A 20,087-nucleotide genomic window follows, 5' to 3' on the forward strand; every position below is an offset into this window, starting at 1 on the left:
GATCCGGCCACCGCCCACCGGCGGGAGGCTGCCGGTGTCGCTCAGGCGACGAGGGTGTCGGTCGAGACCTGCCACAGCCGGGCGGCATCCTCGGGGTCGAGCGCGTACGCCGCAACACCCCGGCGTACCTCGGGCTGGTGTGGCTCGGCCTCGTTGCAGTCCTCGAAGTAGCGACCCCCGATGCCGTCGATCAATGGTGAGGCGGCGAGCAGCACCGACGTGGCGGCACCCTGCTCCGGCGTTTTCCAGGACACCCCGGTGCTGTTCGAATCCAGCGTGGCCGGGGCCTTCGCCGACTCGGGCAGGTGCCGCATCAGGTTAGTGCCGATGATGCGGCCCGGGTTGAGCGCGTTGACCAGGATCCCGTCGGCGGCCCAGCGCCTGTTGCCCTCGACCGCGAACAGGATGTTGGCCGTCTTCGACTGCCCGTACGCGACCCAGGGGTCGTAGGGGCGTCGCTCGAAATGGAGGTCGTCGAAGTTGATGCCCCCACCGACGTGACCGACCGAGCTGACCGAGACGACGCGTGCTCCACCGGCTGCGGTGAGTGCGTCGTGCAGGCCGGTGGCCAGGGCGAAGTGGCCGAGGTGGTTGGTGGCGAACTGCATCTCCCAGCCCTGCGTGGTGCGCATCAGCGGCGGGGCCATGATGCCGGCGTTGTTGACCAGGACGTGCAGCGGCCCGGTCCAGTCAGCCACGAACGAGGCGACCGACGCCCGGTCGGCGAGATCGAGCGGGGCAACCCGGACCTGGAGGTTGCCGGTGCTGGCGATGATCTCCGCGGCCGTACGCTCACCGGCCGCCAGGTCGCGTACGGCGAGGGTCACGTCGGCGTTCGCGCCGGCCAGCGCACGGGCGGTCTCGACGCCGATGCCGGACGCGGCCCCGGTGACGATCGCACGGCGACCGGCGAGATCAACGCCGGCGATGACCTCCGCGGCGGTCGACATCGCGCCGAACGAGGTGGTGACAGGGTTGTTACTCACGGTGCTGCTTCTTCCTGCTCGGACACGTGCCCTGAATCGGAGGCATGCCTCCGCTAAGTCAAGGTAGCCGGACGGTGCTCCGGTTCGCAACAGGGGAGAGCACGCTCGGATGCCCCACTCAAGTTAATCGTCCGGTGTTGGGCAGTTTGCGGGGTTCGGCGGTATAGGGCGATATCGAGCCGGCATCAGGGTCGGCTGGGGTGCTGGCGCTCCGCCGGGTCGCGTCGGAGTCCCGTGAGGATGACATCGAGAATCCGGCCGCGCTGTTCGACGCCCTCGCTCAGGTCGGCCATCCGGACGAACGCCGCGACATCTTCGATCGTGATGTCCTTCCGCAGGCCGCCTGCCGCGCGCAGTCGGGTGGTCGCGGGGCCCACCACGTCGGCGATCAGACGGCGGGCGTGCTCCTGGGTTCGTCGGCTCAGCGCCGCGAGCTTCGCGAACGTCGCCACTTCCTCGTCCCGCATCGCGCAGCTCTGGGTGAACACCGTCCGGAACGCCTCGTACGGATCCTCGATCGACGCGGCCCGGTCCGCGCCCTCCTGCACGCCACGGATCATCGCGTCCAGGACCCCGACCACCAGGTCGTCCTTGGTCGGGAAGTGCCGGTAGAGGCTGCTCACGGCCAGGCCCGCCCGGTGCGCGACCTCCTCCATCTTGATGTCGGGGCCGTGTTCCGTGAACGTTTCCTGCGCCGAGGCCAGCAGCTTCTGTCGGTTACGCAACTGGTCCTTGCGTGGTGCTCGCACAGGTGACGTACCTCCCACCCGAGAAACAGTAGCACCACTCCCATTTTGCGAGTACGTTGGCAAAACGGGAGTCCAACTCCCAGATCAATCACGGCCGGAGGAGGCGCGACATGCTGTCAGAGGCTCAACTGCGTACGGCAATGCAGGCATACCTGGACGCCCTCAACGCCCAAGACGTCGAGGGGATCATCGCCCTCTTCGCCGAACGGGGCACCGTGGAGGACCCGGTGGGCTCCGGAGTCCACGACGCTCGGGCGGGCCTCACCCGTCTGGTGGGCGGCCTCGCAGCGGAGGCGACGTTCACGCTCGACACCCCGATTCGCGCCTCCCATGGCTCCGGGGCGGCCATGGCCTTCACGGTACGGATGGTGCTGGGTGACAGGCCGATCGAGATCCGTTCGCTGGACGTCATGCAGTTCGACGAGAAGGGGCTGATCACCGAGATGAAGGCGTATTACGGCCCCTCCGACATCACCTCGAACGGCGAACCCGCTGTCCTCCGGTGAGCTACCTTGCTCGCACCGCCGATCACCGCGAATCCGTCCAGTGCCCCGCGTTGTCCGGGCGGGTGCTGGAGTGTCGCGCCTGCCAGTCCCGCAGCGCCCCCTTCAGGCGGGTGTTCTCCTCGCGGAGACTGGCCTCGGCGGCGTCCCGGGCGATCAGCTCGTCCACCACCTGCCGCACGAAGGCGTACACCTGCTCCTCGGCCAGCCCCCGCCGACCAAGCCGGGTGCGACCGAAGCGTACCGCCCGTACCTGCTCGGGCCGCAGACGCGACAACCGTCGTACGGCCCGCGTGACACCCACCGCCCGCGCGCTCACGACCGGCATCCGTACGTCTCCGACGTACCCATGAACTTCGCTCCTTCTCGGGTTGACCGCTCAGTTCGGTTGTCGCTCGACCGGCAGCAGACTGGCCCGGACGAGGATCTGCGTCTGGTTGCCGGAGTGGCCGTCGGGCAGGATCCGGACCCCCTCCAGCCAGATCCACTCGGCCCGCTCGGGTCGGTTCGCCACCAGCCGTACGCCGGTGACCCGCAGCGCCACCGGCCCGTCGCTCGGACGGAACCGGTCCTCCGCCTCGATTCGCAGTACCGCGCCGAGCTGCACACGGATGTCAAACACGACGCCTCCGCGCAGGTGCCGCGACCGCGGCCGGCGGGATCAACTGGACCCCGGCGGGCTGGACGAACAGTTCACGCCGCTCGACCGCCGTACCCTTCCGGTCCAGGACGTATCCGGTGATCCAGGCCCAGCCGTCGTAGGTCGGCTTTTTACTCACCGAGATCACCCGGAACACAAGCGGAGGCGACCCAGCGAACTGCACCGACGCCCGGCGATCGATCCGCAGCACGTCACCCGGCTCCGGAACCCACACACGATCCTCCAGCCTCTCCACCTGCCTGGAAGGCGGGCCCACCGGCTGTTGCCGCTGCCGGTGAGCCCGCCCGGCGCCCACCGCCGCAGCCTTCAGGCGGTACGGCGGTGAGGTCATGGGTTCCATTCACGCGGTAGTGACCCGGCGTCCGCCAGACGATCAGTGGGGACGTCGGACGTGTCCGCTTCGCCGTTCGCTGAGCACCCGTTCGCACCCGACCGGCCGCCTGTGTTGTGATCGGGGCAGCTTGGCAGGGGAGGGGGCGGAGGTCATGGACGCAGCGATGCCACTCACCGCCGACGAGGTGGCTGGGGCCCGCACGTCCTACGACTGGCTTGCCAGTTTTGATGGCGGCCTGCACTGGGTGGAGTCCTCACCGCAGCACGGCAGGGCGGTGGTGACGAGTTGGCGGCCGTCATGGGGTTCCGGGACCCATGTCTCCGAATTACCGGCGGACAGCGTCGGCAGCAGGCTGCACGCCTACGGCGGCATGCCCTATGGCTGGCTGCCGTCGCGCGGAATGGTCCTGGTGAACGCCTCGACCGGACAGCTCCACGGCACGACCGGGCTATCCGCGACCGGGCACTCGTACGGCGACCTTGTTGGCTCCGGCGATGAGCTGCTCTGCGTACGGGAGGACGACGACGGCGACGAGCTGGTTGCGATCGAGCCGGCGACGGGGAGATGCCGAGTGTTGCGAGCGACGGACGGTTTCCTCGCTTCGCCGACCCCCGGCCGGGATCGGCTGGCATGGGTGCAGTGGGACAGGGATGTCATGCCGTGGGATTCCAGCGAGGTCTGGGTCGCCGACAGAACGGCGTACGGCTCGATCAGTCGGCCCCTACGCGTCGCCGGAGGTCCGGACGAGTCGGCGGTTCAACCACGGTGGGGCGAGGACGGCAGGCTGTACTTTCTCAGCGACCGGACCGGCTGGTGGAACCTCTACCGGTGGAGTGCGGGCAGCACGGAGGCGCTCGCCCCGATGGCAGCCGACTGTGCCAGGGCACCCTGGGAGTCCACCTACGCCGACTATGTCCTGCTGCCGGAGAACCGCATCGGCGTGGTCGTCCAACACGGCCCAGCCCACCACCTCGTCGTCGTAGGACCAGATGGCGAGGTCGTACGGATCGAGTTGCCGTACACCTCGATCAAGCCCTACCTTGCCGCCCTCGGCAGCCGGATCGCGTTGATCGGCTCGTCGCCGACCCGCGCGCAGGAGGTCGCACTGGTCGAAACCGACGGCTCGGACAAGATCGAGATAATCCGCGCCGGCACCTACCGGGTGGAACTGTCGGCGGCGCTTTCGATACCCGAGGTCATACGCTTCAATACCGCCGGAACCGAGGTAACCGGGCTCTTTTATCCGGCTGCGAGCCGTGGCGCCCCCGCGCCGTTGATCGTCAGGCCGCATCCTGGACCGACACACCAGAGCGACCTGCGGCTGGACTGGGAGGTGCAGTTCTTCACGAGCCGGGGGTTCGCCGTCGTGGACGTCGATTACCGGGGGAGTACCGGTTACGGTCGCGAGTTCCGCAAGGCCCTGGACGGCAACTGGGGTCGTTTCGACGTGGAGGACTGTCGAACCGTCGCGTTACACCTGATCGAGAACGGTTCGGCGCGACGCGATGCGGTTTTCATCTCCGGTGCCAGCGCGGGCGGCTATACGGCGTTGCGGGCCGTGTGTGAGGACGGGCCGTTCGCCCTCGCCGTCGCCCGGTCGGCGATCGTCGATCCGGGACGTTGGACGGTCACCGCGCCCCGATTCCAGCGACCGCACGCGGCGGTTCTCGCCGGTGGCGATGCCAAGGTGGCGGCAACGAAGGTCCTGCGTCCGGTACTGCTCATCCACGGCGTCGAGGACCCCGTCGCCCCGATCGGCGACGTCAGCGAACTCGCGGACGCGTTGGACGATCGACAACTACTGGTTCGGATGATCAGGCTCGACGGCGTCGGACACTACCTCTCGGATGCCGCGACGCTGTCTGCCGCGTTGGAAGCCGAACTCGATGCCTATCTGGCCGTACTCAGGGGCGCCGGGATATCCCCCGCAGAGTAACCACGGGCGGCAGTTTCGTGCGAACGTACTCGCCCAGATCGCGAACCACGGGTAGATCGGCGTAGGGCTGCAGCTCGGCCATCATGAGCGCGATTCGGTGGGCGCTGCGGAAGGACACGACCTCCGCCGCTCGGTCGACGGCCCGGTAGCCGATCGCGCAGGCGTGCTCGATCTCGCGGGACCGGGCCAGCGAGGTGGCATGCAGTGACGTGTCGAGCGCCAGGCGACGAGCACGACGCGGCGTCAGTAGTTCCACCGCGCGGGCGGCTTCGCGTTGGGCGAGTTCGTGGAGGCCGAGGTCGAAGAGGCAGTGGGCTCTCTCGTCGGCGAGGTCGGCCTCGCCGAAGTAGGAGATCCAGGACGGTTCGTCGGCGGGATCCCGCCGCGAGAGGTCGGCTTCGACCTGGAGCAGTGCCGCAGCACAGCCGGCCGCGTCACCGCGCCGGGCATGGGCACGGGCGAGTACGGCGCGCAGTGCCGCGCGTACGGCGTAGATGGTCCGTTGTCTCGTGCCCGCCAGCGCCGCCGCGGCCAGCCGCGCGGCCTGGTCCGCGTCACCACAGTGCAGGGCGAGATGGGCGAGGCTCACCGCGATCAGGTAGCCCCCGTAGAGCCGGTCGCCGCCGGCGGTCACGATCTTCAAAGCGCGCAGATAGTGTTCCTGCGCGACTCCGTCGGCACCGAGATCGACGGCCTCGTAACCGGCCAGTTCGAGCAGACCCACCGCGATCTGCGGTGAATGGATGGCCAGAGAATCAAGATCGGGGCCGAGGTGAGTGGCAATCTCCGGGTAGGTGTCACCGGCTCCCCGGACATGTCCCATCGCCCGAAGCCCCTGAAGCCGTTCGGCGACAACTGGTTCGCTGTGAGAGTGGGAGCGCCGCGCGTCCTGCTCCGGGGAGAGAAGCCAGTCGAGCACCCGCCGATCAATGGCCGCCGCGTCGAACGCCACGGTCGTGGCCGGGCTGACCGGGTCGCTGGACAGACGAAGAAGTCGCTCGCGTTGGAGTATCGGAGCCATCCACCGGAACGCGCCTCTGGCGCCGAGTGCCTCGTCGCAGCGATCGATCAGCGCGTCCGAAGGCATCCGTTCGGCGGTCTCGATCTTCCGTACCAGGTCTTTATGTACAAACAGCAAGCCACCAAGGTCGGCTTGGGACATACCCGAGGTTTCGCGCAGCCGACGGACCTCGGCGCCGAAGAAGTGCAGCGGGGACCGCGTCGGATCGAGTTGTTTGGGAGCTTGGCCCATCATCACCGCCGTCCGGACACTGCCCAGCATACGAACAATCAATCACTGTCAGTCAAACGCTCGCAGTGCCCAAGTCAGACAAAATCCATGCGGACACCTGACGAGTCTCCATAGTCGAAGAGCAGCAAATGATTCCCGGGGCCGGGTTCAGGAGCCGTTGCGGAGGTCGGTCAGACGCTCGGGGATAAACCGGATGTTGTCGAAGGTGACAGCACAGCCGTCACCGGTCGGCGACTGCGCCTCGAAGCCGATCATCGCTGAGGTCGACGCGCCGTCGATGGCGAAGTAGCGGATCATCCGCCAGACCTCGCCATCGAGCGAGGCGTGGTACGCGAAGGCGGGGCCGAGCCGGGACACCCGCAGCCACACCGTCCGGCCGTTCACAACAAAGGCGTTGGCGTCGTCGGCGACGCCGCGGGCGACCACGGACACGATCATCGGTTCGTCGTCGGGGGAGAACTCGAAGCAGAGTTTGCCCCAGTGGCGATCGTCGACCCGCAGGAGCAGCACACCCGCGTCGTAGGTGGCGGCGAACTCCACGGTGACGCGGGCGCTGAACTGGAAGTCACCGTCCGGTGGGACGCCGAGCAGGGTCACCGCGTTGAGCGTCGAAGCGGCGTCGTGCGGGGTGTCTGCTCCCGGGTCGATGAAGATGTCGCTGTGGGGTGCCGCCGAGCCCGTCACCGTGGCGGGCGCCTCGGTGATCGTCCATGCCGCCTCATCCGACGGCGAGAGGGTGAAGGGCAGGTCCGGTACGTTCCACGCGATGGCCATGAGGACCTACTCCTGGTCGAGGCAGAGGCAGAAGGGATGACCGGCCGGGTCGAGAAGCACCCGTACGTTCTCCTGCGGCTGGGCCGAAGCCAGCGTGGCTCCCAGGGAGATCGCGTCGGCGACGGCGGAATCGAGGTCACCGACCTGGAAGTCGAAATGGATCATCGGGCGCTGTTCGCCGTCGATCGGCGGCCAGACGGGGCGCTGGTAATCGGTGGCCTGTTGGAAGACCAGATAGACCGATCCCTGGGGAGGCGCGACGATCGCCGTTCCCGGCTCCTCGTGGCCGATCGGCCAATCGAGCAGTTTCGAATAGAACCGCGCCAAGGCACTCGGGTCCGGCGCTTCGATAGCCGTACCCCACCACATGCCGGCCTGTCGAGATCGCATCCCCGTATCCTGTCGCAGGCCTTCAGCCACGTCCACCCGTGGCGGCGTGACGATCTTGCACTTGTGGTGGTGCGCAAATCCGGATGAGTGCCCTGATCCGGGCGCCACAAGTGCAAGATCGGCGAGGGAATCGGTGGTGTGGGCCGAGGACGCTTCCTCAGCGGGAGTAGCCGCCGCGTAGGCGGGCGGTGGCGGTGGTGGCGAGCCGGCGCAGCGGTTCGGCCGCCTCCGGGTGGACGTCGAGAGCGTCCTGGAGGCGGGCCCGCCAGCGGCCGGCCTCGACCGCCTCGGCGTTTGTCCCGGTTGGCCACCGGAGGCGGGCGCGGGTGTCGGTCAGCTCCCGTCGGTGCTCGGGACCGAGGATCGTCGCGACCTCCCCGCTGAGCCAACCGAACACCTCGTCGGCCTCGGCGGCGGCCACGACGACCCGAGCGGTGTCCCATGCCACCCGTGGGTGGTGAATGACCTCTGGCATCGCGCCCTCCTCGGCTCACAGCGGTGCTGCGACCATCGTCTATCCGAACATCGACCGTTGACAAGCTGGCCGAACAGTCGAAACGACCCGATCAAGCGGCCAACGCGCCGCCGAGCACGCGTTTGTCGGCCACGCTCGGGCCGTACGACTCGATCAGGACGGGGGCGTCGAGCAGTGCGCCGATCGCGGACGCCCAGTGCGCGGGCCGGTCGAGCCGCGCCGGGCGGGCGCGGGCCAGCAGGGCAGTCAGCCGTTCCTGGTACGCGAGGTCGCCCCGCCCGCCCGGCACCAGGCGACCCAGCGTCGGCCCGGAGAGGGCGTCGAGCGTGTACGCGGGGCAGATGGCCAACTCCGGAACGCGGTCCGGGGCGTCCAGGTGGGTGATGGCGAGCGCGTCGACACCACCGGTCACCTCGACCGCGTACCGGTGGGCGACCGCGTCGAAGTGACCCACCCGGAACGGTCCCTGCCAGCGTCCGGTGCCGTTGTGCCGGTCCGGCAGCGCGGCGGTCAACGCGGCGTCCTCGGTGACCAGCGGCCCGGCGCCGTGCCGGGTGGTGTACGTCCGGACCACCCCCAACCGCACCGCCTCATGCCCCGCCTCCGCCAGCAGGGTCTCCGCGTTCTCGAAGGTCGTGGTGGACCACGTCGTGTACGGGTGCCATCCGAACCACTCGTCCAACAGCACCCCCTGTGCCCCCTCGAACACACACCGCCCCGCGTCCAGCAACCGCTTCCGGGTCGACCCGCCGTCCACGACCGACACGATCGAGCCGAACGCCCGGAACACCGACACCACCTCGTCCAGCGGCGGCCCGCCCAGCTCACCCAGCTCGTCGGTGAGGCGGTCGCGTACGGCCGCCAGCCGGTGGCGCAGCCGTGCCGGGTCGAGGGTGTCACCGGCCCGGGGTGCATCGGGGTGGCGCAGCGCGTACGCCGTGGTCTCGCCGACCCCCATGCCGCAGGAGCCGTGCCGCCCGGCGCCCCGACCCAGCTCGCGCAGCCGGTTCGCCGCGACGTGCCAGGGCGTGCTGAGCGGCGCCTGTGCGTCGACGGTGAGCAGTCCGAACGGGTCAGGTACGCCGAGCGCGTTGAGCTGCTCCGCCTCGGCGGCCAGCGCGAGCGGGTCGACCACCATGAAGCGGGACAGGTGGGTGGGCACCCCGTGCAGGGTGCCCGACCCGAACTGGGCGAAGGTGTGGTGCCGCCCGTCCGGCGTCACCACGTTGTGCGCTGCCTGCGCGCCGCCGTTGAACCGGATCACGGCGCCGACCGGCCCGTCCGCGCAGAGCAGGTCGACCACGGTGCCCTTGCCCGCGTCGCCGTAACCGAGGTCGACGACGATCGTGTGCCGGCCGTCGCCGGTCACAGCCGGATCAGCCCGTCGTCCGGGCCGTCGGTGTCCAGACCGGCGGTGGGCAGATCGGTCCGGACCACACTGCCGCGCGCCGAACCGATGGTGGCCAGTGCCTTGCCGACCGAGCCGGTCGCGGTGGACCCAACGTCCTCCAGGTCGGTCAGCCCCTCGGCCAGGTCGATCGCCTCCTCGCCCAGGCCGACGGTGAGCGCGATCGTCTCGCAGACCGCGTCGAGGTCGTCGAGTTCGATTACGTGCTGGCCGAGCAGCCGCCGCCAGTAACCGAGGATCTCCGGGTCACCGGCGTAGCTCGCCCCGCTGGGCAGGATGTAGTAGACCTCGAAGCGTTGGCGCAGCTCGGCCACGATCGCCGCGACCGAGATCGGTTCGGCCAGGTCGTCACCGATCCACCGCCGCACCTCGGCCGGCTTCACCTGCGGGTACGGCAGCTCGTCACCGATCAGGAACAGGTAGCCGCGCCGACCCCGGCGCTCGACACTGTCCAGACTGGTGTGCCGGGCCATGAAGTACATGGCCAACTCGTACGACTCGGTGCGCTGGCCGCCACCGCCGCCCTCCAGCACGATGCTGCCCAGGTCGTCGTCCATCCGGTTGTCCGACTCGAACTGCCCGATCTGCAACGGCACCCGGTCGCAGGTGGCGTCACCGATCGCGCCGAACATGATCTGCGGATCGGCCGCGTACCCCTTGCGTTGCAGCAGGCCGAACAGCTCCGGCAGCTTGCTCTGAAGCGTACGGGGCACGTTGCCCATCGAGCCGGTCACGTCGAAGAGCACCGCGATCGGGGTCGACCGGGGGTGCTCGTCGCTGTCGCGGCTCTCCCGTACGTCCACCCCGCGCGGGTCGAGCCGTTCGTGCACCTTCCGCGCCCCACTGTCGCTGTACGCGAACGCGCTGCGTCCGGTGGCCGCGCGGTAGCTCGCGGCGGCGCCGTACACGTCGGTGGACCAGCGTCCACTACCCATGATCTTTCTCCTTCTCTTGGTGCTTTACGCGGTTGTTGTCGGTAGGAGCAGGCGCCGGAACCGGCGCGGTCCGTAGAGCTTCTCCAGCAGTTCGTCGAGTTCGCCCAGCAGCCGCCAGGCGTCCTGGGGGCGTCTGCGCGGGTTCGGTTGGGTGCAGCCGCGGGTGAAGCGGAACAGGGCGTTGTTCGCCCGGCTTCCCATCAGCCACCGCATGCAGCCGGTGGCCAGGTGGATGTCGGTGGCCGGGGTGGCCGGCGACCGTTTGGTGACCTCGGGCGGGTACCAGTCGCGGCGGTGGGCGACCAGCGCCGGCACCGAGCCGCCGTCGGTGGTGACCGAGTAGCACCAGTCGACCAGGACCACCCCGTGTTGGTCCGGTTCGATCAGCACGTGCTCGGGCAGGACGGCGCCGTGCACCACCCCGGCCCGGTGCGCCCAGCCGAGCGCGACCAGCAGGCGCCGCCAGATCCAGGCGGCGTCGCGCGGGTCGAGCCCGTCCGGGTAGGCCCGTGCCACCTCGGTGAGCGGAACCAGGCCGGGGGAGTGGGACAGCACGTTGGCGGTGCGGCGTACGCCGGTGGTCGGGTCCTCGTGCCGGAAGCTCTCCACCAGGTCCGGGGCGTAGGCCCGGTGCTGCGGGTTGCCGTCGCGGCGCAGGGTGGCGAGCGCGGTCGCCTCCCGTTCGAGCAGGTCGTTGGCGCCCGGTTGGCGGGGCAGCTTGAGCAGGGCTTCTCTGCCGTCGTAGCGGACCCGGTACAGGTTGGCCAGGTCACCGGTGGCGAACCGTTCACCGAGGGTGTAGCGGTGTCGGCGGGTGGTGAGGGTCGCGTCTCCCCGGCCCTGGTAGGTCGCCCAGAGCCCGGCGAGGCGGGCGAAGGCGGCCGTCGCGGTCGCCGTCCGACCTGCCGGTGCGGCGTCCGGGTGCAGCAGCCGGGCGAGTTTCCGGTACGTCGGCCCGGCGTCCTCACCACGGAACAGGTCGCCCGGCGTACGGGCGGCGTCGACCAGTGCGACGGCCTCGGCGAACGTCATCGCACACCGTCCTCTCGGGACGGCCGGAGCAGGGCCGGGTGAAGCAGTTTGGCGTCGCCGGCCCGGTAGAGGCGGGCCCTGGGTCCGCCACGCTCGCCGCCCCGGCTGGTGGTCTCGCCGGTGCTCTCCACGAAGCCGGGTACGGACAGCACCTTTCGGTGGAAGTTCCCGGCGTGCAGTTCCTCGCCCCAGACCGAGGTGTAGACCGCGCGCAGCTCGCCGATGGTGAACCGTTCGCCGAGGAAGGCGGTGGCCAGCGGGGTGTATTCCAGCTTGGACCGGGCCCGTTCCAGTCCGGCGGCGAGGATCGCGGTGTGGTCGAAGGCGAGGGCGCCGGCCGAGCCGACCGGGACCCAGGCCGCGGCGGCGGCGTCGGAGCCGGCCTGCGGGTCGGGCAGGCTGGGTGCGAACGCCAGGTAGGCGACCGACACGATCCGCATCCTCGGGTCCCGGTCGGGGTCGCCGTAGCTGGCGAGCTGCTCCAGGTGCAGCCGGGCGAGTGCGCCCTCGCCGGGATGCAGTCCGGTCTCCTCGGCGAGTTCGCGGACCGCTGCCGCCTCGAGCGGCTCGTCGCGGACGAATCCGCCGGGCAGGGCACGGTGCCCGGCGAACGGCGGTGCCCCGCGGGTGACCAGCAGTACGTGCAGGCCGCCGTCGCGGATGGTCAGGGTGACCACGTCGACGGTGACGGCCAGCGCCGGGAACGCGCGCGGGTCGTAGTTGTCGAGGAATTCCTGCTCGGTGGTCATGCCCTGCCTCCGGCCTATCATTCTCTAACTGAGTGTTTCTCAGATCGAGAGTAACTTAACCCGCGATGTGGCCCGGGTCAACCGGGTTCGGTGCCGGGTTTGGGGTCCCGACGGCGAGCCAGGGTTGTTTGGTGGAGCCCTTTTATGCCGTGGACGGTTGGGTTTTCCGCATCTTCAAGCCTTCGGGGTGAATCCACCGATAGGTGGCTGACCGCGAGTCTTCCTCGGTTACTTTCAACCGGAAGATTCGCCCAAGTCGGACATTGACCTTGGACGGGCTGTTGCCAACCAAATGGTGTCGAAGAAGTGGCGGAAGGTGGAAAGGCTCATGGTTGCACGAAGGCAACTTCTCGCGGCCGGTGCCGCAGGTGGTGCCGCACTGGTGATCCCGGCGGCGAGCCGCCCGGCGAGCGCGTACGCGACCGTCCGGTCCGTGTCCGCGCTGAATCCCACGACCATCCCGAAGTACGTCACCGACCTGGTGATTCCACCGGTGATGCCACCGCTGGCCCAGAGCGGGCAGCACGCCCTCGACGAGTACCGGATCGCCGTACGACAGTTCCAGCAGCAGGTACTCCCGCCCAGCTACCCGAAGACGACGGTCTGGAGCTACGGCTCACCGGGCCACGGCAACACCTTTTCCTGGCCGGCGTACACCGTCGAGGCCAAGGTCGGTCGCCCGGTCCGGATCACCTGGGCGAACGAACTGGTCGACGACAAGGGCGACTTCCTGCCGCACCTGCTGACCGTCGACCCCACCCTGCACTGGGCCAACCCGGGCGGCGGCATCGAACACCGGGACCACCGCCCCACCTTCACCTCGGCCCCCGAGGCGTACCAGGGCCCGGTCCCGATGATCACCCACCTGCACGGTGCGCACACCACCCCGGAGAACGACGGTTACCCCGAGGCGTGGTACCTCCCCGCCGCCAGGAACATCCCCGACGGGTACGCCCCCGTCGGCAAGTTCTACGACGAGTTCCACGAGACCTTCGCCCGGCAGCACAAGGCCGCCTGGAAGGCCGGCTCGGCCACCTTCCAGTACCCGAACGACCAGCGGGCCACGACGCTCTGGTACCACGACCACACCCTCGGCATGACCCGGCTGAACATCTACGCCGGACCGGTCGGGTTCTACCTGCTGCGCGGCGGCCCCGCCGACGTCGCGCCGGGTGTCCTGCCCGGACCGGCACCGGCGTTGAACGACCCGCCGGGCTCCCGGTACTACGAGATTCCACTCGTCATCCAGGACCGTACGTTCAACGAGGACGGGTCGCTGTCGTACCCGAGCGCGGCGGCGATCGACGGGTTCGACGGGCCGTACATCCCGGACAGCGACGTGTCGCCGATGTTCAACCAGACGTTCTTCGCCGAGACCATCGTGGTCAACGGAAACACCTGGCCGGTGCTCAAGGTCGAGCCCCGCCGCTACCGGTTCCGGCTGCTCAACGCCTGCAACTCGCGCTTCCTCGTACTGAAGATCGCCGGGGACGCGACGGCCCGGCCGGCCGCCGCCGCCGTACCGATCTGGCAGATCGGGTCCGACGGCGGGTTCCTGCCCAAGGCGGTGCGGCACGAGCAACTGGTGATCGGCAACGCCGAGCGGGTGGACGTGGTCGTCGACTTCACCGGCATCGCCGAGGGGACCGCGCTGTACCTGGTCAACGAGGGGCCGGACCACGAGTTCAGCGGCGGTACGCCCGGCACCGACTACGCGGTGGCCAACCCTGCGACCACCGGACAGGTGATGAAGTTCCTGGTCGGTTCGCTCGTCGCACCCGACGGGAGCCTTCCGCCGGAACAACTGGAGCTACCCGCGTTCACCCCGCTGGGCAAGGAGTCGGGCACCCGGCAGTTCTCGCTCAACGTGCAGAACTCGGTTGTGGCGCCGGCCGCTGGCACGGTCGCGCACCTTGCCGGCGGGGTGGATGCGGCCGGCGCGCGGCAGCCGCTGCGCTGGCACGACCCGATCCGGGACAAGCCGAGCCTGGGTGCAACCGAGATCTGGGAGTTCCGGAACTTCACCCCGCACGCGCACCCGGTCCACATTCACCAGGTCCAGTTCCAGGTGCTCGGTCGGGGGCCGGACGGCCAGACGCCCCCGGACCCGTCGGAGACCGGCTACAAGGACACGGTCGTCACGTTGCCCGGCCACCTCACCCGGGTCAAGGCGAAGTTCGACCTGCCCGGCCGGTACGTCTGGCACTGCCACATCCTGGAGCACGAGGACAACGAGATGATGCTCCCGTTCTTCGTCGGACAGGCGCCCAAGGGCGGCGCGCACACCGGCGACGGGGGCAAGGACGGCGCCGACCCGGTGCTGACCGCGGCCGGGGTGACCATGCTCGCGGCAGCCGCCGCCACCGGCATCGTCCTGACCCGCCGCACCCCCGCCGGTTCCTCCGCCTGATCACGGAAGAGGGGCCCTTCCTGTCGCTTCCCGCACAGGAAGGGCCCCTTGCTAACCGGGGCCGGGGCGCGGATGGCGGGGCGCCGGCGGCGGGGGCGGGTGGTGCGCGGAGTACGGGTACCGCCCCGGCGTCGGGCCGCCTATCGGGGCGAGGATGTCGTCGAGCAGAGCCCGCATCGCGACCGACGGCTCCAACTGGAGTTCGCTCAGGATCAACTGACGGTACGCGTAGAACGCGTGCAGCGCCTCGTACGCGTTGCCCTCGGCGAGGTGCACCTGCACCACCAGCCGGTGCGGAGTCTCGCGCAGCGGCTCGGCCCGCATCGCCTCCAACGCCGCCTGCAACGCCTCACCGTGCTGACCGGCGCGCAGGTACGCGCGGGCGATCTGCTCCAACGTGTGCAGCCGCAACTGGCGCAGCCGCTCCCGCTCCACCAGCACCCAGTCGTCGTACCAGCCGGGCAGCAGGTCGTGGCGGCCGGCGATCAGCACCCCCTCGGCCCAGCGGGGGTCACCGCCCTCGCGTACCCGGGCGGCGGCGCGGACCAGGTCGTCCACGTCCACCTCGACCCGGGCGTCGAGACGTACGGCGCCGCCGGCGGTGAGCACCGGGCAGCTCCCGTTGCGGCGCAGCCGCCACAGTGCCGTACGCAGCCGGGACAGCGCGCGTTCCTCCGGTGTGTCCGGCCAGAGCAGCCCGGCCAGGTGCGTACGCGTGGCGCCCGGCCGCAGCCCGATCAGCGCGACGACCCGTTGCAGCCCGCGTGGTACGACCGCGGGTGCCCCGCCGTGCAGCAGGCGGAAGCCGTCGAGCAGGAAGAGTTGGACGGTCCCGGCCCCGGAGTGCTGGCCGGGGACCGGTTGGCGGAGCACGGTGGGCGCCATGCTGCTGTCAGAGGTCATGGTCGAACCCCCTGCACCGGAACCTTGTCCCGAACCGCGCTGGCCGGGAATGGTGCCCCCGGGGTGGCTGGGCATGACCGCGGTGCAACGGCTCTGTCGTTGAACTGTTCCATGCCCCCGAAAGTGTGACGAAGAGTAGCAATTGCCCATATGCTCGGTCAATCGTAGCGGCGATCTTTTGACTTCCGCGCGCCGTGGTGTGCCGTCGACTCGTTGGGCCGGGCCCCGAATCGTTGGCCCCGGTACGACCGCCGTACGCGATCCAGCATCCGCCGGCCACGCCACCGCGGCGTCACCGCAACGTCACCGGATTCGGTCACCGGGCGGTCCACCTCCGTGACATCACGTTGACGGTCCTCGGAGCATCGTGACCAGCGTTTCTGTGGACGCGCCGTCGCTTCCGCAGCGGCGGCGACCGGAAACGCCCCGATGGTCCGATCGCACTCCGCGCACATCACGTACCGCCCTCGAACCGAGCTGGGCACGGGGCACGGGGCACTGACTGTTGGGAGGTCGCAGATGCATCGATCGTTGATCGTCGCCAAGATCGTGCCCGGAGCCGAGTCGGAGGTGGCACGGATCTTCGGCGAATCCGACGAGACGGAACTGCCGGGCATCGTCGGCGTACGACACCGATCCCTGTACCGCCTCGACGATCTCTACGTGCACCTGCTGGAGACGGAGGAGCCGGTCGCGGCCGGGCTGATGGCAGCCAGCCAGCACCCCGAGTTCGTCCGGGTGAGCGAACGGCTGCGACCGCACATCTCGCCGTACCTGTCGACCTGGCGCTCGCCCCGCGACGCGGTCGCCGGCTGCTTCTACCAGTGGAACGCGTCGGTCCCGGTGACCGGGAGTGGACGATGACCGCAACCACCACCGACGCCGTGGCGGACCAGTTCTGGACCCGCTGCCGGTCATGCTCCTCGCTGCTCTACCGCAAACGGCTGCGCCGCAACCTCGACGTCTGCCCCGAGTGCGGCGACCACCAGCGGCTGGCCGCGCCCGACCGGATCCGGCAACTGGTCGACCCGGGCACCTTCACCGCACTGCCCGGTGACGTCGCCCCGGTGGACCCGATCGAGTTTGTCGACTCGGTGCCGTACCCGCAGCGGCTCGCCGCCGCCCGTGCGGACACCGGCCTGGACGAGGCCGTCGTCTGCGGGGAGGCCCGGATCGACGGGCACCCGCTGGTCCTCGCGGTGATGGACTTCCGGTTCCTCGGCGGCAGCCTCGGCGCGGTCGTCGGCGAACTCATCACCCGGGCCGCCGAGCGGGCGCTCGACCGCGGACTGCCGCTGCTGCTGGTCACCGCCTCCGGCGGCGCCCGGATGCAGGAGGGCGTGCTGTCCCTGATGCAGATGGCCACGGTCAGCCAGGCCATCGCCGCGCTGCGCGAGGCGGGACTGCTCACCATCAGCCTGATCACCGACCCGACCTTCGGCGGCGTGGCCGCCTCGTTCGCCACCAACACCGACCTGGTGGTGGTGGAGAGCGGCGCGCGGATGGGCTTCGCCGGTCCCCGGGTGATCCACCAGACCATCCGGCAGCCGCTGCCGGAAGGTTTCCAGACCGCGGAGTTCCTCCTCAGGCACGGTCAGGCCGACATGGTGGTGGAGCGGTGGGGCCTGCGCGCCCGGCTCCGGCCGCTGCTCGCCGCCGCACACGCGGCCGTACGCCGGGCCGACGGTGCCGACGCGCCCCACTCGGCCGGCGGTTCGCCCAGTTGGGTGGGTCCGGCCGGCTCCGGCCTGGCACCCGGCGACGGGGCGGGATCGTCGGTGCTGATCCGGGACCCGGACCGGCTCGCCGAGCCGGACGGCTGGCGGGCCGTGCAGGCCGCGCGCCACCTGGACCGGCCCACCACCCTGGACTACCTGGCCACCGCGTTCGACGCCTTCACCGAACTGCACGGCGACCGGCTCGGCGCCGACTGCCCGGCGATCGTCGCCGGCCTCGCCCGCCTCGGCGACCAGCACCTGGTCGTGGTCGGGCACCAGAAGGGACACCACACCAAGGACCTGCTGGCCCGCAACTTCGGCATGCCCAGCCCGGCCGGCTACCGCAAGGCCCAACGGGTGATGCGGTTGGCGGTCCGGCTCGGGCTGCCGATCGTGACGCTGATCGACACCCCCGGTGCGTACCCCGGCATCGAGGCCGAGGAGCAGGGTCAGGCGGCGGCGATCGCGGACAGCATCCTGGCCATGACCGGTCTCCCGGTACCGGTCGTCGCGGTGGTCACCGGGGAGGGCGGCAGCGGCGGTGCGCTCGCGCTGGGGGTCGCCGACCGGGTACTGATGCTGCAGAACGCGGTCTACTCGGTGATCAGTCCGGAGGGGTGCGCGGCCATCCTCTGGAACGACCCGACGGCCACCCCGCGCGCCGCGCGGGCGCTCCGGGTCACCGCACCCGACCTGCTCCGACTGGGCGTCGTCGACGGCGTCGTACCGGAGCCGGCGCACGGGGCGCACACCGACACCGTGGCCGCCGCCGACCTGCTGCGCCGAGCCGTCGTCGAGACACTCACCCCGCTCCTGCGGCTACCGGCGCAGACCCTGGTACGCCAGCGCCGGCTGCGCTTCCGCGGCTTCGGCGCCGGCAACCGCCGGGTTCCACCTGCGGTGGGTACGCGATGACGGGTGACACGACCGACGACGAGCACCTGTTGGCGCAGTTGCGTGAGCAGGCGAGCCGGCTGGTGGCCGAGGTGGACGGGCCGCTGCGCCGGATCCGGATGCGCAGCGGTAGCGCCGTACTCGAAATCGAGTGGCACGGTGCTCCGGCACCGAACGGGGTTGCCGCCGGCCCCACCACGCTCGCGGTGTCCGCCGTCGCCGATGGGTCGGTGGTGGTGGCCGCCGCCGACCGTGAGTCCCCCGACTGGGTGGTCGCACCGATGGTCGGCACGTTCTACCGGGCCGCCGAGCCCGGTGCGGCGCCCTTCGTCGAGGTCGGTGACCTGGTCGAGCCCGGACAGGTGATCGGCATCGTCGAGGCGATGAAACTGATGAACCACATTACGGCCGAGCACGCCGGCAAGGTCGCCGAGGTGCTCGTTGGCAACGGCGAGCCGGTGGAGTTCAACCAACCGCTGATCGCCCTGGTATCCGCCTGACGCCGAGGACGGTGTCCGATGTTCGAAAAGCTGCTGATCGCCAACCGGGGCGAGATCGCCCTGCGTGTTGCCCGGGCCTGTCGTGAACTGGGCATCCGTACGGTCGCGGTCCACTCGACCGCCGACCGGGACTCGGCCGTCGTCCGGTACGCCGACGAAAGTGTCTGCATCGGACCGGCGGCCAGCCGGCACAGTTACCTCAACGCCGCCGCGATCATCGAGGCGGCCCGGCAGACCGGCGCCGAAGCCATCCACCCCGGCTACGGATTCCTCTCCGAGGACCCCGACTTCGCGGAGATCTGCGCCGACAACGGGTTGACCTTCGTCGGCCCGCGACCCGAGGTGATGGCCGCGCTCGGCGACAAGTCCCGGGCCCGGGCGCTGATGCGCGAGGCGGGGTTGCCGTTGCTGCCGGGCAGCGTCGAGACCCTGGCCACGGTGGGGGAGGCCCGAGCGGTCGCGGACGAGATCGGCTATCCGGTGATCATCAAGGTCGCCGCCGGTGGTGGTGGTCGGGGCATGACCGTGGTCTGGTCCGGTGCCGACTTCGCCCGCGCGTACGCGCACACCCGGATCGTGGCCCGGGCCGTCTTCTCCGACGACCGGGTGTACGTGGAGCGGTACCTGCCCCAGGCCCGTCATGTCGAGGTGCAGGTGCTCTGCGACGGGCACGGCGGCGGGGTGCACCTGGGCACCCGCGACTGTTCGGTGCAGCGCCGCCACCAGAAGCTGGTGGAGGAGGGTCCCGCCCCGGCGCTCTCGGCCGCCACCCTGGAGACGATCGCGGCGGCCGGGCTGCGCGGCGCGCTGAGTGTCGGCTACAGCGGTGCCGGCACGGTCGAGTTCCTGGTGGACGAGGCCGAACGGTTCCACTTCATGGAGATCAACTGCCGGATCCAGGTGGAGCACCCGGTCACCGAGATGATCACTGGCGTCGACCTGGTCCACGAACAGCTCTACGTCGCCAGCGGCGTACCGCTGCGGATCAGCCAGGACGAGGTCCGGTTGCGCGGGGTGGCGATCGAGTGCCGGGTCAACGTGGAGGACCCGGACCGGGACTTCCTGCCCACCCCCGGCCGGCTGGACCGGTTCCAACCGCCCGGCGGCCCGTTCACCCGCGTCGACACACACGGCCTGCCGGGGTACGTGGTCGGGCCGCACTACGACTCGCTGCTCGCCAAGGTCATCGTCTGGGCGCCGGAGCGGGCCCTGGCCCTGGACCGGATGGAACGGGCACTGGACGAGTTCGACATCGCCGGACCGGGAGTGCACACCACCATCCCGTTCATCCGGCGGGTCCTCGACGACGCCCGGTTCCGCAAGGGCAGCTACTCCACCGACCTCGTCGACCGCCTGCTGCGCGACGGCGGTAGCCCCGGCGGCACGGGACACCTGACCGGGCCGGCCCCACGGCCGACCGATCCCGCTCCACTCCCGACCAGTTCCGACACCTGACCAGTCCCGTTCGTCGAGTTCAA

Annotated in this window: 21 protein-coding genes; 7 read left to right on the forward strand and 14 right to left on the reverse strand. The window is 70.1% G+C overall.

The genetic code is table 11. The features are described from left to right. Positions 1 to 41: 41 nt before the first annotated feature. Both ACWEFB_RS17955 and ACWEFB_RS17960 read right to left on the reverse strand, forming a co-directional pair. Positions 42 to 950, reverse strand: coding sequence for an SDR family NAD(P)-dependent oxidoreductase (locus ACWEFB_RS17955; protein WP_452286828.1), 909 nt, complete (start codon positions 948 to 950; stop codon positions 42 to 44). Positions 951 to 1,171: 221 nt separating this feature from the next. Further along, on the reverse strand, positions 1,172 to 1,735 hold the full coding sequence (locus ACWEFB_RS17960) for a TetR/AcrR family transcriptional regulator (RefSeq protein WP_452286740.1): 564 nt from the start codon (positions 1,733 to 1,735) through the stop codon (positions 1,172 to 1,174). A gap of 110 nt (positions 1,736 to 1,845) precedes the next feature. Here ACWEFB_RS17960 and ACWEFB_RS17965 point away from each other — a divergent pair, with 110 nt between their 5' ends. Further along, a complete protein-coding gene (locus tag ACWEFB_RS17965) occupies positions 1,846 to 2,241 on the forward strand; it encodes a nuclear transport factor 2 family protein (protein WP_452286742.1) in 396 nt (131 codons plus the stop codon). Positions 2,242 to 2,263: 22 nt separating this feature from the next. Here ACWEFB_RS17965 and ACWEFB_RS17970 read toward each other — a convergent pair whose 3' ends face one another. Genes ACWEFB_RS17970 through ACWEFB_RS17980 form a run of 3 tightly spaced genes read right to left on the reverse strand, consistent with a single transcriptional unit; the run spans position 2,264 to position 3,017 of the window. Next, on the reverse strand, positions 2,264 to 2,557 hold the full coding sequence (locus ACWEFB_RS17970) for a DivIVA domain-containing protein (RefSeq protein ID WP_452286744.1): 294 nt from the start codon (positions 2,555 to 2,557) through the stop codon (positions 2,264 to 2,266). Positions 2,558 to 2,617: 60 nt separating this feature from the next. Further along, complete coding sequence (locus ACWEFB_RS17975) at positions 2,618 to 2,860, reverse strand: hypothetical protein (protein ID WP_452286746.1); 243 nt, start codon at positions 2,858 to 2,860, stop codon at positions 2,618 to 2,620. Next, positions 2,853 to 3,017: a hypothetical protein gene (locus ACWEFB_RS17980; RefSeq protein WP_452286748.1), complete on the reverse strand. Its 165-nt coding sequence runs from the start codon at positions 3,015 to 3,017 to the stop codon at positions 2,853 to 2,855. The genes ACWEFB_RS17975 and ACWEFB_RS17980 overlap by 8 nt, the downstream gene beginning before the upstream one ends. A 367-nt stretch (positions 3,018 to 3,384) precedes the next feature. On the opposite strand from ACWEFB_RS17980, the gene ACWEFB_RS17985 reads away from it, so the two are divergent. Continuing rightward, positions 3,385 to 5,169: a prolyl oligopeptidase family serine peptidase gene (locus ACWEFB_RS17985; RefSeq protein ID WP_452286750.1), complete on the forward strand. Its 1,785-nt coding sequence runs from the start codon at positions 3,385 to 3,387 to the stop codon at positions 5,167 to 5,169. On the opposite strand, the gene ACWEFB_RS17990 is transcribed toward ACWEFB_RS17985, so the two are convergent. The 8 genes from ACWEFB_RS17990 to ACWEFB_RS18025 form a co-directional block, all read right to left on the reverse strand. Then, complete coding sequence (locus ACWEFB_RS17990; RefSeq protein ID WP_452286752.1) at positions 5,138 to 6,451, reverse strand: helix-turn-helix domain-containing protein; 1,314 nt, start codon at positions 6,449 to 6,451, stop codon at positions 5,138 to 5,140. The genes ACWEFB_RS17985 and ACWEFB_RS17990 overlap by 32 nt on opposite strands. A 117-nt stretch (positions 6,452 to 6,568) precedes the next feature. Further along, positions 6,569 to 7,195, reverse strand: a complete 627-nt coding sequence (locus ACWEFB_RS17995) for a DUF1349 domain-containing protein (protein WP_452286754.1) — start codon at positions 7,193 to 7,195, stop codon at positions 6,569 to 6,571. 6 nt (positions 7,196 to 7,201) lie between these two features. After that, on the reverse strand, positions 7,202 to 7,585 hold the full coding sequence (locus ACWEFB_RS18000) for a VOC family protein (RefSeq protein ID WP_452286830.1): 384 nt from the start codon (positions 7,583 to 7,585) through the stop codon (positions 7,202 to 7,204). A 157-nt stretch (positions 7,586 to 7,742) separates the two neighbouring features. Next, a complete protein-coding gene (locus ACWEFB_RS18005; RefSeq protein WP_326558904.1) occupies positions 7,743 to 8,060 on the reverse strand; it encodes a hypothetical protein in 318 nt (105 codons plus the stop codon). 91 nt (positions 8,061 to 8,151) lie between these two features. Further along, positions 8,152 to 9,429, reverse strand: a complete 1,278-nt coding sequence (locus ACWEFB_RS18010) for an adenylosuccinate synthetase (protein ID WP_452286756.1) — start codon at positions 9,427 to 9,429, stop codon at positions 8,152 to 8,154. After that, the gene (locus ACWEFB_RS18015) at positions 9,426 to 10,403 is read right to left on the reverse strand and encodes a hypothetical protein (RefSeq protein WP_452286758.1); all 978 of its coding nucleotides are present in this window, start codon (positions 10,401 to 10,403) and stop codon (positions 9,426 to 9,428) included. The genes ACWEFB_RS18010 and ACWEFB_RS18015 overlap by 4 nt, the downstream gene beginning before the upstream one ends. Before the next feature lie 24 nt (positions 10,404 to 10,427). Beyond that, complete coding sequence (locus ACWEFB_RS18020; RefSeq protein WP_452286760.1) at positions 10,428 to 11,435, reverse strand: molecular chaperone DnaJ; 1,008 nt, start codon at positions 11,433 to 11,435, stop codon at positions 10,428 to 10,430. After that, positions 11,432 to 12,184, reverse strand: a complete 753-nt coding sequence (locus ACWEFB_RS18025) for an NUDIX hydrolase (RefSeq protein ID WP_326558900.1) — start codon at positions 12,182 to 12,184, stop codon at positions 11,432 to 11,434. The genes ACWEFB_RS18020 and ACWEFB_RS18025 overlap by 4 nt, the downstream gene beginning before the upstream one ends. 328 nt (positions 12,185 to 12,512) lie before the next feature. On the opposite strand from ACWEFB_RS18025, the gene ACWEFB_RS18030 reads away from it, so the two are divergent. Further along, on the forward strand, positions 12,513 to 14,594 hold the full coding sequence (locus tag ACWEFB_RS18030) for a multicopper oxidase family protein (protein WP_452286762.1): 2,082 nt from the start codon (positions 12,513 to 12,515) through the stop codon (positions 14,592 to 14,594). Between the two features lie 51 nt (positions 14,595 to 14,645). Here ACWEFB_RS18030 and ACWEFB_RS18035 read toward each other — a convergent pair whose 3' ends face one another. Next, complete coding sequence (locus ACWEFB_RS18035; protein WP_452286764.1) at positions 14,646 to 15,497, reverse strand: AfsR/SARP family transcriptional regulator; 852 nt, start codon at positions 15,495 to 15,497, stop codon at positions 14,646 to 14,648. Positions 15,498 to 16,016: 519 nt separating this feature from the next. Here ACWEFB_RS18035 and ACWEFB_RS18040 point away from each other — a divergent pair. Genes ACWEFB_RS18040 through ACWEFB_RS18055 form a run of 4 tightly spaced genes read left to right on the forward strand, consistent with a single transcriptional unit; the run spans position 16,017 to position 20,064 of the window. Next, complete coding sequence (locus ACWEFB_RS18040; RefSeq protein ID WP_452286766.1) at positions 16,017 to 16,361, forward strand: TcmI family type II polyketide cyclase; 345 nt, start codon at positions 16,017 to 16,019, stop codon at positions 16,359 to 16,361. After that, positions 16,358 to 18,130 carry an acetyl-CoA carboxylase carboxyltransferase subunit alpha gene (locus ACWEFB_RS18045; RefSeq protein WP_452286768.1) on the forward strand — a complete coding sequence of 591 codons (1,773 nt, stop codon included), beginning with the start codon at positions 16,358 to 16,360 and terminating at the stop codon, positions 18,128 to 18,130. Before ACWEFB_RS18040 ends, ACWEFB_RS18045 begins: the two co-directional genes overlap by 4 nt. Continuing rightward, a complete protein-coding gene (gene accB, locus ACWEFB_RS18050) occupies positions 18,127 to 18,609 on the forward strand; it encodes an acetyl-CoA carboxylase biotin carboxyl carrier protein (RefSeq protein ID WP_452286770.1) in 483 nt (160 codons plus the stop codon). Before ACWEFB_RS18045 ends, accB begins: the two co-directional genes overlap by 4 nt. An 18-nt stretch (positions 18,610 to 18,627) precedes the next feature. Beyond that, positions 18,628 to 20,064, forward strand: coding sequence for an acetyl-CoA carboxylase biotin carboxylase subunit (locus tag ACWEFB_RS18055; protein WP_452286772.1), 1,437 nt, complete (start codon positions 18,628 to 18,630; stop codon positions 20,062 to 20,064). Positions 20,065 to 20,087 lie beyond the last annotated feature (23 nt).

This window comes from Micromonospora sp. NPDC004704 (assembly GCF_053601675.1).